At 33.4% G+C, this 13,214-nt stretch carries 10 protein-coding genes; 7 read left to right on the top strand and 3 right to left on the bottom strand.

Annotated features, from left to right (window positions below):
• Positions 1-3: 3 nt before the first annotated feature.
• From ACZ0AH_RS13270 to ACZ0AH_RS13260, 3 genes are all read right to left on the bottom strand, one after another.
• Positions 4-1,884 carry a trehalase family glycosidase gene (locus ACZ0AH_RS13270; RefSeq protein ID WP_463476274.1) on the bottom strand — a complete coding sequence of 627 codons (1,881 nt, stop codon included), beginning with the start codon at positions 1,882-1,884 and terminating at the stop codon, positions 4-6.
• Positions 1,874-3,094, bottom strand: a complete 1,221-nt coding sequence (locus ACZ0AH_RS13265) for an MFS transporter (protein WP_463476273.1) — start codon at positions 3,092-3,094, stop codon at positions 1,874-1,876. The genes ACZ0AH_RS13270 and ACZ0AH_RS13265 overlap by 11 nt, the downstream gene beginning before the upstream one ends.
• A 117-nt stretch (positions 3,095-3,211) precedes the next feature.
• Positions 3,212-5,851 carry a TonB-dependent receptor gene (locus tag ACZ0AH_RS13260; protein WP_463476272.1) on the bottom strand — a complete coding sequence of 880 codons (2,640 nt, stop codon included), beginning with the start codon at positions 5,849-5,851 and terminating at the stop codon, positions 3,212-3,214.
• A 166-nt stretch (positions 5,852-6,017) separates the two neighbouring features.
• On the opposite strand from ACZ0AH_RS13260, the gene ACZ0AH_RS13255 reads away from it, so the two are divergent.
• The 7 genes from ACZ0AH_RS13255 to ACZ0AH_RS13225 all read left to right on the top strand — a co-directional run bounded on the left by ACZ0AH_RS13255 (position 6,018) and on the right by ACZ0AH_RS13225 (position 12,684).
• Positions 6,018-7,046 carry a LacI family DNA-binding transcriptional regulator gene (locus ACZ0AH_RS13255; RefSeq protein ID WP_463476271.1) on the top strand — a complete coding sequence of 343 codons (1,029 nt, stop codon included), beginning with the start codon at positions 6,018-6,020 and terminating at the stop codon, positions 7,044-7,046.
• Between the two features lie 86 nt (positions 7,047-7,132).
• Positions 7,133-7,684: a zinc-ribbon domain-containing protein gene (locus ACZ0AH_RS13250; protein WP_463476270.1), complete on the top strand. Its 552-nt coding sequence runs from the start codon at positions 7,133-7,135 to the stop codon at positions 7,682-7,684.
• 472 nt (positions 7,685-8,156) lie between these two features.
• Positions 8,157-9,188, top strand: coding sequence for a methionine ABC transporter ATP-binding protein MetN (gene metN, locus ACZ0AH_RS13245; protein WP_463476269.1), 1,032 nt, complete (start codon positions 8,157-8,159; stop codon positions 9,186-9,188).
• Positions 9,181-9,834: a methionine ABC transporter permease MetI gene (locus ACZ0AH_RS13240; RefSeq protein WP_463476268.1), complete on the top strand. Its 654-nt coding sequence runs from the start codon at positions 9,181-9,183 to the stop codon at positions 9,832-9,834. Before metN ends, ACZ0AH_RS13240 begins: the two co-directional genes overlap by 8 nt.
• A 195-nt stretch (positions 9,835-10,029) precedes the next feature.
• Positions 10,030-10,848, top strand: a complete 819-nt coding sequence (metQ, locus tag ACZ0AH_RS13235; RefSeq protein WP_463476267.1) for a methionine ABC transporter substrate-binding lipoprotein MetQ — start codon at positions 10,030-10,032, stop codon at positions 10,846-10,848.
• Between the two features lie 402 nt (positions 10,849-11,250).
• The gene (locus ACZ0AH_RS13230; protein ID WP_463476266.1) at positions 11,251-11,790 is read left to right on the top strand and encodes a hypothetical protein; all 540 of its coding nucleotides are present in this window, start codon (positions 11,251-11,253) and stop codon (positions 11,788-11,790) included.
• A 300-nt stretch (positions 11,791-12,090) separates the two neighbouring features.
• Positions 12,091-12,684: a phospholipid scramblase-related protein gene (locus ACZ0AH_RS13225; RefSeq protein WP_463476265.1), complete on the top strand. Its 594-nt coding sequence runs from the start codon at positions 12,091-12,093 to the stop codon at positions 12,682-12,684.
• The last annotated feature ends 530 nt before the right edge of the window (positions 12,685-13,214 follow it).

The raw sequence follows: 13,214 nt of genomic DNA, 5'->3' as shown, positions 1-13,214 counted from the left end.
CATTCAGATTCGGACTCTGGTAAATAATTCATCCGGATCAGCTAAATCTGATAATTTTAATTTTAAATCTTTATTTAAGATGGTTAAACCAAATTGATAAGAAGCATTCATCCAGCCAAAACCTTCTTCTGTGATATAATTAAATTCTGTTCCGACATTCCCGTATTCGGCAAAAATTTTATGGGAACTAATCGATAAATCAAACTTTTCAGGAATCGTTCCGTTATAATCGACCGCATTTCTGGTAATCAGCCACAACCAGCGATAGACCATTTCCTGAGCTTCCTCATAAAAATCATAATTCAGCAAACCTTTCCATAATAATATTTGGTGCGGTGCCCAGCCAAACGGATAATCCCATTGTCTTGTTGGCGCGTTTTTTTCTATTTTGGCAATCGATTCTTTCGTACTTCCGGTAATTCCGCCTTTCATTTTAAACTTTTGCAAAGTCTTTTTTACCAAAATTTCAGCTTGTTGAGTTGAACAAATTTTCGCAAAAAGCGGGTAAAAAGTTGTTGCAGCTTCAAAATAATGCTGTTTTTCTAACTGAAAATTATAATCTAAATAAAGTCCGTTCGCTTCATCCCAACACAATTCGTTGATTTTTTCTTTTCTGAAATTGGCTTTCTCAATCCAGTATTTTTTAGAATAAACAGTGTTTTCATTGTATTGAAATTCATTTTGGAAAAAAGTTCCAATCAAATACGCAATATCAGTTTCATATTTATAAAGGAGACTGTTTATGGCAACCGTATTCAAATGGGCACAAATTCCAACCAATCTGTTTGTTGTATCGTGACCGCTTTCGCGCATGCTTCGATCGTGCGTAAAATAAGCATCAAGATCTGCATCGAGAATTTCTCTTTCGAGGTATTTTTTTTCAAATGCTCTCGTTGAGATATTATATTTTGGCGCATATTGTTCCAGAATATCATCAAAATGACCTTCTTCAACCTCAAACGGAAGTCCAATTCCTTCTGCTTTATAACGGTTTAATCCATTAAGCGTCAGTCTTTTTCCCTGTTCCATCCAAACGGTTTGATATTCTTTAATAGCCGTTTTTAAATGTCTTTTTATCCAGGCAATATCCGGATTAGATTTTTGGACAATATCCAATATCAAAGAAGTATATAATGGTGGTTGTGTGCGTGTTAAGTAATAACTTCTGTTAGCATTTAAAATTTTTCCGTAATGATCAATCTGGTATTTAAAATTTTCAGCCATACCAAATGCGAGATCAATCTGATCATCAATCAAAAGTCCCATTGCAATAAAATAACTGTCCCAACCGTACATTTCGTTAAATCTCCCGCCCGGAACCACAAAAGGAATACCGCTGGTTTTATTGTCTTTGGTTTGAAGTGCCAAAGCTAAAATACCTGGTTTTTTATTCAGCGATAAAACATATTCAGGCGAAATATCCTGAGGCAACTGTACAACTTGCAACGTAGGATTTGAAGCTTCTAAATTCTTAAAATAATCAAAGGCAAAAGTATCGGCAAAAGGCACATATAAATACGAAACTGCATTTTCGATTTTATCGTCTTCAAGGATTTTTTTTACGCCGTCTGCATCAATTGTTCTGGTAAGTCCGTTCCAGTATAGATCCTTTATTTTTCTTGAAATTCTGTCAACGGGATTTTCAATAATATGATCGATATCAATTTCGGCGAATTCTGTGTTTTCTTTCTTTGATAAAGCTAATTCCTGCAATAAATTAGAAAGCTGATACGTACCTTCAATAGTCGTCGTATTTCCGTTTTCATCTTTCAATACAAAACTTTTCGGACCTTTATCGTCTATCGTAATTTTTTTATCACCATCAGTATCTTCCTGAAGTAATAAACGCTCGATTGTCTGGTTTATATGTAATTTAAATTTCATTTTTTGCAGTAATTTTTTTGAGAATAAAAAAGGAAATCAAGAGTAAAAACATCGGAATTAAAGTAAAATAAAATGCTTTTTCAGGGCTTTCATTTTTAAATAGCCAACCTGTTATTCGTGAACCTAATGTTCCTCCAAGTGCAGAAAAAATAACGATTAATCCTGTCATGGAACTTTGAAGATTTTTGGGCAATGAACTTAATACAATCGAATTTAATAAAGGATAAATAGGCGCAATAAACAACCCAATTAACGGAAATGCAAATCCAATTAACGGAATATCTGTAAGCGAGTTGATGCTTTTTACTTCAAGTCCCACCACTTTTGGGAGTATAAAAATTACAATTAACATGGCAGCAACAACACAAAAACTAAGTACCCAGATCCAGTTTACTTTTTTGGTTATAATTCCGGCAATTAATCGGCCTACGGCTAATGAAATGGCTAAAATACTGGCCATCATGATGCTGACGTTTTCCGGTAAATGCAATACTTTCGTATTAAAAGTAGGCAGCCACGAAAGGATTCCCTGTTCGATCATGACGAATAAAAACACACTAATTACAAAAATGATCGTAACCATTTTAGCAATTAATTTAAACATCTGCAGAAAATCATCCTTGAAATTTGCTCCGGCTGAAATCTTAGTTTCTTCGAATTTGGTAAAGAATAAAAAGATAAAAGACAGCAGTGATAAAGTGGCTAAAAGCCAATAGACATTCAGCCACGAATTAGGATCATTTTCATTATTAAAAGCAGGAAACAAGAAATACGCCAGCGCAATCCCAATCATAAAAACACCTTCGATACTGCTCATTAAGGCGTTGTGTTCCTTCTGATTTTCGGTAACCGTACCGATTAACGAATAAACCGAAACTTTAATCAAAGCAAAAGAAATCCCGACGGTTGCAAAAAGGATTTTAGCGCTATCGAACGAATTTCCAAAATACATAGAAACACAGGCCAAAGTTACCAAAGCCAACCCGATGAGCATTGCTTTTTTATAGCCAATCCTGGGTAAAAACGAAGCAATAAAAAACGAAACTATAGCAATTGGCATATCTTTAAATGCTTCTAAAATACTGGCTTGTACTTCATCAACTCCGTAATTTCTTTGCGATTTCAGAATTACAATCCCTACGCTATTTAATAAAATGGCAAAGACAAAATAATTAAGATAAAGAGAGATTTTGATTCCTATGTTTTTCATTTTTTGTTGATGTAAATTGGGATTTCTAAGCTTTGTTACGGTGCGGAGACGCACTGCTGTGCGCCTCTACATTACCGTATGTTGTGCTAAACGAATAACACGTCTAACCATATAAATTTAGAAATTAATCGCTACAGAAAATCTAAAAGCGCGTCCTAAAATTGGTCTTGCCATAAACACATCGCTTGCTGCAGATGTTGTTTGTCTTGGATCTCCTTCGGTTAAACCAATTTCGTTGAATAAGTTTGAAGCATCAACTGCAAAACGAAGATTATTATAAGTATAATTTAATCCTGCACCAACTTCTTTATAAGCCGGTAAAACTTGTTTGTTATCCTGATTTGTGAATTTTTTATCAAAATAAGAAAACTGAACATAAGCTTTAAGATCTTTTGTAATAGCTACTTCGGGTCTTAAATTACAGAAGAATTTAGGAATTCTTCTGGCTGTATTTCCGTTAAAATCAAAAGTAGAACCATCAGCATTTGTACCTGTAAAATTATCATATTCCGGTTTTTGAACCGTAAAGGTAAAGTTTAGGTTTACTACACTATATCTTGCATTGGTTTCTACTTCAAGACCAATATTGTTTACATCGGCGAATTTATTTTCAGAACTTCCGTCCGATAAAATATCAGTAAAAGCAACATTTTTCAAATTCATATGAAACACATTCGCATTTACAGAGAAGAAAGAATTAGAATATTTATAACCCAATTCTAACTGATTTACTTCAGTATTTTCAAGTTTGCTTAAATCGGCAGCATTGTCATAAAATGATTCTTCGATTGGAGATCTAAAACCATGACTGTAACGTAAGTATGATGCCATATTATCATTGAATTTGTAGTTTCCTGCAGCTGTATAAGACCATTCGCTCACATCATATCTCCAATAGGTGTACGGATTTCCTTTTACGGTTGTCACCGCGTCATCAGCCGTATTGTTGTCTAAAATACCTAAATTTTCGGCAAAAAATCTAGCGTTGTCTCTGTAACCTGAATATTTGTCTTTGTTGTATCTTAAACCAGCATTGAAAGTCAGATTATCAGTTGCTTTAATTTCTGCGTCAGCATAAATATCGTTCAAAAGTCCTTTGGTTTGAGCGTCTCTTTCTAACCACGTAATTCTTTCGACACCATTAAAAGTATGATCAACTCCGGTTGTATTGTCTTTTACGTTTAATAATCTCGGATTGTCTGAAACATTTACCAAATAAGAATTCCAGTTCCAGTATTGATTTGATTTCCAATTCGAATAGTAATATCCAGCCGTTAATTTTATAGGATCTAAATCAAAAGCAAAAGAGAAATTATTAGCAAAATTGTTCATTTTTTTCTCGATATGCCAAAGATCAGCTCTCATAATCAAAGCATTTGGATCAAGCGTTTGTCCGTTATCTACATAACTATATGTCAAATTACTAGCCGTTGTGTTTTGAACGCCTGTAGCATACGCATCTTGTGTCCACGGACCTCCATTTGGAAAAATCGCATTGTAATTCAAATCGATATTCGTGTTTTTAAATGAATTTTTAAAAGTCACTTTCTCCGATATCTTCTTTTTGAATTCAGCTCCAATTGAATTGATAATTGGGTGAGAACCATCTTCTAAATCAGCAGAAAAAGTTCCGCCGCCATATTGAGGCACATTTAAATGACTGAAATTTACCGAAGTCAAAGTTCCATAATTCGGGTTAAAACCGTCTATTCCTTCAATTTTTCCGTTATTGCTTTTTAGCGGAATAGGCAAATAGAATGTGTTTCTGTCGTCAAGATGTTTAAAGTTTACTCTCAAATAATCGTCGTCATCAAATTTATACGTGATGTTTCCTTTTATTTGCCCGCCTTTATTGGCTGTAAAACCTGTGTTTCTTACGCCATTATCGGCTCTGTAAAAACCTCCAACATTAAAAAATAATTTATCTTTGATTAAAGCGCCTGATAAATTAAGATCAGTTCTGAACATTCCATAATCTGAAGTGGTGAATTTTGCTCTTCCCTGAAAATCATTCTGACCCGTTTTAGAGATAAAATTGATAATTCCTCCAGGTGCATTATTGGCAAAAATTGAAGCAGAACCTCCACGAACGGCTTCCATTTTACTAACGGTTTCGTCAAGTCTATAAAAGGTATCAGCGTTGGCAAATTGTAAAGCGCCATCTTCAAAAACCGGCAATCCGTCTTCCTGAATCTGCACATATTCATAAGCTCCCGCTGACGGAATACCTCTTGCAAAAAGGTTATTTCCTATTTCTCCTCCGGACGCTTCTACCACAAATCCGGGAATGGTCTGCAATAAAGCTGCCGTACTTGACGGCGCTCTGTCTTCGATTGCTTTTGCGCCCAATGTCGTGATGGCAACGCTCGATTCAAGCTTCGATCTTGGGCTTGATGATCCTGTAACAACAACTTCTTTTAAACTTTGCGATTCTCCTTCAAGAAGTAAATTTTGTTCTAACGATTCTCCTTCTTTTACAGTAATTTGTTTTTCGAAACTTTTATAGCCCACATTTGTTGCTATAATTGTGTAATTTCCTGCCGGTACATTCGAGAATACAAATCCTCCGTTTTCATCTGTAACGGTGTTTTTATCCGTATCCTTAAGCGATACATTTGCGCCCGGAATAGTTTGTCCGCTATCGTCGATTACTTTTCCGGAAACGGTGTTTTTATCCTGTGCAAACAGGTGGTTAGGTACAGAAACCAGGCACAGCATTAAAAGTAAAGTGCCCAAATAAGAATGTAAGTGTTTCATTTTGTGTTTGGTTAGTTAGTATTTATTGTGGTTATCTGTGTCAAACTTAACTAACTAATTATATGGAATATAAGAATTTTTAACCGAAAACGTTTTCGAAATCACCTAAAACGTTTTCGGAACTTATTTTTTTAGGGAAACTAGTTATTTTTAGTATATTTATTTCATGAATGACACAAAATTAATAGACATAGCCTCAGCATTAGGAATTTCGGTCACAACGGTTTCAAAAGCTTTAAAAGGATATACAGATATTAGTAAATCGACACGGGCAAAAGTGATCGAAATGGCAGATAAAATGAATTATATGCCTAATTCTGTGGCTGTAAACCTTAGAACCAATGAAACCAAAACCATTGGCGTTATTATTCCTGCTACGGTTCACCACTTTTTTTCGAGTGTATTAAATGGCATTTTAGAAGAAGCAGAAAAAAGAGGTTATTTGGTTATTATTCTTCAATCGAGTGAAAAATATGAGCTCGAAAAAAAACAAGTTGCTTTATTATTGCAAAAAAGGGTAGACGGTATTTTGATGTCACTTTCAAACGAAACAGATGATTTCTCGCATATAAACGAAGCAATCCGAAAAAATACGCCGGTTGTTTTATTTGATAAAATTGCCAAAAGGGTAGATTGCTCAAAAGTGGTTATAAATGATATGAAAGCGGCTTATGACGCGGTTACGTATTTGATAGAAAAAGGTTTTAAGAAAATTGCCCATTTTAGAGGATCTTATGTTCCTCAAAATTCTATTGATCGTTTTCTGGGTTATAAAAAAGCGCTCGAAGATCACAATATTCCATACGATTCCAGTTTAGTATATGTTTGTGATCACAATACCGATTTTGAAGACGGTTATGAAAACGCACAAAAACTAATAGAAGAACACCAGGATGTTGATGCTGTTTTTGCGGTTACAGATTTGGTCGCTATCGGGATTATTAAATATTTTAATGATAACGGAATAAAAACCCCTGAACAAGTTGCCGTTTTCGGATTTAGCAATTGGTTTATGAGTACCGTAATTTCTCCAAAATTAACCACAATCGATCAACCCGGATATGATATAGGTTATCGTGCGGCTTCTATTTTAATTGATGAAATTGCCCAGATAAAAGAGCATATTCCCGTTGTACATCAATTTGTAGAATTGCCAACTTATATTATCGAAAGAGAATCTACAGTAAAATTGTAATTCAGAATTTTACAATTTTGAAAGCTTATACGAGTCGAAGAAACAAAAACTTAAATTTTAAATAATATCAAATAGAAATCAAGATTATGAAAACTATATGTTCAAATTGTAATGCAGAAAATGATGCAAATTCAAAATATTGTTCGGTTTGTGGTTTTAAACTGCCTATTAATGAAAATGAAAATATAGTTCCTGAAATCCAGGAAAAGAAAGCTAATAAACCGGAACGAAAGTTTAATCTTAAAACGTTTATAGGGTTTATGGTTAGTTTTATTGTGGTATTTTTTATTACGCAATCTTTATTTAAACCTTCTATTGACAGTCGATTAGTTGACGCTGCAAATGAATTGAATAAAAGTTGTCCGATGATTGTTGATGAAAACACAACTTTAAAAAACGCTGTTGCTTTACCCAATAAAACTTTTCAGTATAATTATGTTTTAGTTGGAATTTCTAAAGCTGAAGTTAAAATTGATACAGTAAAAAAATATGTTTTTCCGGGTATTTTAGAAAACGTAAAAATGAGTCCTCAAATGAAACCATTCAGGGATAATAAAGTGACTATAAAATACAATTATACTGATTTCAAGGGCGAGTTTGTAACCGAATATGTGATTACTCCTGAAATGTACGAGTAATTCTGCATTATAATTTCTTTTGAAAATGATTGCCCTAGCCCAGACAGCAGCGGTATCCTTTTTCTTGCTCCTTTAGCAAGGAAAAGATACAAGCTTATGGCTGGAAATAGCTCCTGAATAAAAAAATAATGCCATTTAAGAAATGGTAAATCATTCCTTTACTGAATATTCGTCAATATTTCGGCCACAATAACCTATTACGTTGATAGGATAATAAAAGTTTTGCCGTTTTTTGCGTTAAAATTGAAAATAACTCTTTAAATTTGCCGCAGCAATGAAAAACAAGAACCAGAATACCAATTATTATAGCTGCAACATAATGTGTTGTCGTGTATCTATGAAATTGGGTGAACTGGCTGGTATATAAAATAATATGATTTATTTCTAAAGCCTTTCATAATCATTTGAAAGGCTTTTTTATTTGAATTTTATTCTTTTGAGACTTTTCAGGGCAAATTAAATTTGAATTAAAATGATTGAATTAAAAAATGTAACCAAGAATTTTCATCAGAAGAACCGGATTATTTCTGCTTTATCTGATGTTTCGCTTAAAGTTCCACCGGGTAAAATCTTTGGTGTAATTGGAACTTCAGGAGCCGGAAAAAGCACATTGATTCGATGTGTAAATCTTTTGGAAAGACCAACTTCGGGAGAAATTATCGTTGACGGAAAATCCCTTATCCAATTATCAAATGCACAATTGGCGATTGAAAGAAGACAAATCGGAATGATTTTTCAGCATTTTAATTTGCTTTCGTCGCGTACGGTTTTTGAGAATATCGCTTTTCCACTGGAACTTACCGGAGCTTCAAAATCTGATATTAATACACGTGTTTTAGAATTGCTGCAATTGGTTGGACTTGCCGAAAAAGCAAACGATTATCCTGCAAGCCTTTCCGGAGGACAAAAACAAAGAGTTGCAATTGCAAGAACATTGGCAAATAATCCAAAAGTACTTTTGTGTGACGAAGCGACAAGTGCGCTTGATCCGGCAACGACACGATCGATTTTAAATTTACTGAAAGATATTAACCGTCGTTTGAATATCACAATTTTGTTAATCACGCACCAAATGGAAGTTGTAAAATCGATTTGTGATGAAGTGGCCGTAATTAGTCACGGAAAATTGATAGAGCAGGGAAGTGTAGGCGAAATTTTTGCAGATCCGAAACATGAATTAACAAAAGAATTTATCGCATCATCCTTGCATCTTGATATTCCGCGAGTGTATCAGGAAAGATTGCAAAAAGAAGATGGCGAAGGATTAAATCCGTTGTTGAGACTTGAAATGACAGGAAAATCAGTAAATGAACCTGTAATTTCAGAAGTTTCGAGATTATTTGATACTAATTTTAAGATTATAAGCGCACAAATGGATCAGGCCGGCGATGTCAATTTTGGTGTAATGCTTATTGAATTATCAGGAAAACGTGAAAATTACGAAGCTGCAATCCAGTATTTTATTTCAAAACATATTAAAACAGAAATTATAGGTTATGTCTGAATCCATTATTGACTTATTATTAAAAGGAACCTGGGAAACCATTGTTATGACGTTTGTGTCGGGCTTTTTTGGTTTTGCATTGGGACTTCCAACTGGTATTTTGCTTTTTCTTACCCGAAAAAATCAAATATTAGCGCAACCGGTTTTAAACAGAACTTTATCGGTTTTGGTTAATATTTTCCGTTCCATACCGTTTATTATATTAATTGTTTGGATGATTCCGTTTACTCGCGCATTGGTAGGAACTTCTATTGGTGTTAGTGCTGCGTTAGTTCCGTTAAGTATTGGCGCTGCGCCATTTATCGCCCGTCTTGTTGAGAACAGCCTTTTGGGTTTGCCTTCAGGATTAATCGAAGCAGCGAGAGCTTTGGGCGCAACTCCGTTTCAGATTGTTTATAAAGTACTGCTTCCGGAAGCTTTGCCATCCTTAATAAATGCAGCCTCTATAACATTAATTACACTTGTTGGATATTCAGCAATGGGCGGGGCAGTTGGTGCCGGTGGTTTAGGGCAAGTTGGCTATCAATACGGTTATATTGGTTATGATGCCGTAACGATGAATGCTGTATTGGCATTGCTGGTTATTTTGGTATTCCTGATTCAGTTTGCAGGAGACGCTTTATCGAAACGATTTGACCATAGATAGAATAAGTTTGCCACAAAGACTCAAAGACGCTAAGTTGTATTTAAGCAAATAATTTTTTTGTTTAACGCAGATTTGGCAGATTAAAGCAGATTTGAATTTAATAATCTGCTTTCATCAGCTTAAATCTTTTTAAATCTGCGTGAAAAGCTTAAAAAACACATACAACAGATAAATATTAATTATAAAAATAGAATAATGATTACGAAAATAAATTTCATAAAAACAGCCGGAATTATTGCATTGTCACTTGTTGTGGCAAATTGCGGAAAAAGTAAAAACAACGATCCACATCATATAAAAGTTGGCGTTGCGTCAGGACCGGAATATGCGGTTGCACAAGCAGCTCAAAAAGTGGCTAAAGACAAATATGGTCTTGAAGTAGAATTGGTTTCTTTTAATGATTATGTGATTCCAAATGAGGCTTTAAGCCAGGGCGATATTGATGTAAATGCGTTTCAGCATAAACCTTATTTAGACGAACAATCTAAACAACGCGGGTATAAATTGGCCATCATCGGGAAAACTTTTATTTACCCAATTGCTGCTTATTCTAAAAAGATCAAAAACATTTCGGAATTGAAAAACGAAAGCACGATTATTATTCCGAACGACCCAACAAACGGAGGCCGTTCTTTGTTGCTTTTAGAAAAAAATGGTTTATTAAAACTTCGTGCCGGTGTTGGTTTGCTGCCAAAAGTGACTGATATTATGGAGAACCCGAAGAATCTTAAAATTTTAGAATTAGAGGCGCCCCAATTGCCAAGAGCTTTAGACGATCAAAATGTATCGATTGCAATTATCAATAACACTTTTGCTTCGCAAGCCGGATTGGTTCCTTCACGTGATGCCTTGTTTGTTGAGGATAAAGATTCGCCTTATGTAAATCTTATTGTAAGCCGTGAAGACAATAAAAACGAAGAAAAAATACAACAGTTTGTAAAAGCTTTTCAATCTCCGGAAGTGGAGCAGGCAGCCATTCGTGAGTTTAAAGGCGGTGCTGTAAAAGGCTGGTAAAATATATTTAATATTATTAGTAAAGGCATTAAATTAGATGATAATTTGATGCCTTTTCTGTATTAAAGATTTTTGGCAATGTTTGTTAAAGTTTTAAAAATAAATTATTTTTAAGGTTTTTCTTATATGAAATATAATAGATTTGATAATAATATTGAAAATATGTAACTTTATCTAAAATTGTGTAAAAATTTAATCACTTATATGTGCAAATTTGTGCATCGATTTATAAAACCCTAATACTGAATCAAGTTTAAATTGAAAATGCTCTTTTCTGTAAACGCTACTTTCAACGCAAAAATCATTTTATCTTTTAACTGCCATAATAAAGAAAAGATATCTTCAAATTAACTTAAAAGAGTGGATCGTCCACCTATTTTTTAATTAATTTAAAGTAAAATTATGGCATCAGATTTCTTCGAAACAAGCAATTACTTCGTTGATAAAAGAAGTAGTTTTCGTAATCAATATCATATCTATAATGACAAAAGAGAGCGTATTGGTTTAATCAAACAAAAAACAAGCGTACCGCATAAAATTTTAAGATTTGTAGTAGGCAAAACTCTACTGCCCTTTTATCTTGAAATCAGAAGCGCAAATGGCGGTCTGGAAGCATCAATCTCTAAACCAAGTTTCTTAGTCTCTGAAATAATTGTCAAAAACGGGTATAAGAAAAAAATAGGGGCAATTACCAAAAAGCTTTTTAAATCCGAATTTAAAATAGTAAACTCTTCTAACGAAATTATTGCAGAAATACGTGATGCATTAAAAGATGCTAATCTTATTGTTTATGATTCGGCGCAAAAACAAATAGGATCGATTGATATAAAAAAGACAAACGGATTGGCACGTTATAATTTAAATATTACGGCAAATTATCCGGAGCACGAAGACAGAATCGCTGTTTTATCCAGTGCATTGGTTGTTAACATGTTTTCTTGAAATTTGAAGTTTTAATGTTTATATAATTCCCATGTTGGTGATAGAAATTATATAAATTTTAAAAAAAATTATATAAGCTATTCAAAGTGAGGAGTTGCAAATTTACAACGGTTTAATCAAACCTATAATAGCACCATTATAAATATTTTAGATTAAATTTGTTCTTTTCTAATTGAAAAATCAAATCGTATAAGCCTTGCTATTCCTTAATAGAAATCGTATAAGTAATTAGAAAAGGAATCTTCTAAAATTATTTAAGAATATAACCCGCATACTTTTTTAATTAATACAAACCGAATTATGAATACAGATTTCTTTGAAACCAGCAGCTATTTCATCGATAAAAGAAATAGTTTTCATGAATACTACCATATATACAATAATACGTGTGATCGTATTGGTATAATTAAACAAAAACTAACGCTCAAAGAAAAAATACTGAGATCGTTAGTTGGTAAAAGTTTCCTTCCTTTTTCTGTTGAAATTAGAGATGCCAATGGCAAATTAGAAGCTTCTATTTCACGAAAAAGCATGTCTTTAACATCTGAAATTGTTGTTGAAAATGCCAAAAAAGAAAAAGTGGGCATCATTAGCAAAAAGCTTTTTAAACCTGAATTTAAAGTTCTAAATACCTCTAACAAAGTCATTGCCGAAATACGTGATGCGTGGAAAGGCCCAAATTTTATTGTTTATGATGCTACGGAAAAACAAATAGGGACAATTGACACAAAATGGAACGGTGCAATGAAAAATGTCATCAGATCAGCAAATAGTTATAAAGTCAATTTTATGGGCAATTATTTGAATAATGAAGACAAAGTTGCAATTCTGTCCAGTTCGCTTATGATTAATATGTTTTTCTTTAATAAAAACAATATGAGCTTTTTAGAGTAATATTTACAGCTTTTTTACATCTTTTTCTTGAGAGTTAATATGTTATCAATTATACTTTCAATCTTTTCTGCATTGCATTTCTTTTTATCTCCCTCACTTTAGCCTTCGGCACGAATAGCCGATAAATCGCTCATGTCCAAAAAAGCCAGGAAATGATTTTAAATAGGCAACAAAAAAATAATTTGCCAGCCAAATACCATTGGTTTTCGATTTGATATTTTATATCGCCCGTGTTTTACTTCGCAATTTTATTTGTTCATACAAAAACAGGTTTCATTCTATAAAATGAAACCTGTTTTTTGAATGTTTGGCGCTGCTTTTTTATAATTTTGGAGTCCAATCATCATTAAATCAGCATTTTGTCTCTACAAGGTAAACTGTTTTATTGTATCTAAATGCATTATTTACTTTATATAAATTTTTTATTGTTGCCTGATTTTATTGTCATTTCCCCAATGATACTATAAATAACTACTTAATTGATTAAAAGCTTTTTTTAAATTTTTATTTGCCTGTTTACATATTAGTTT

The organism is Flavobacterium sp. AC105, assembly GCF_979258495.1.
The sequence above is the reverse complement of the archived record's forward strand: the minus strand, read 5'-3'. Positions and strand labels throughout refer to the sequence as shown.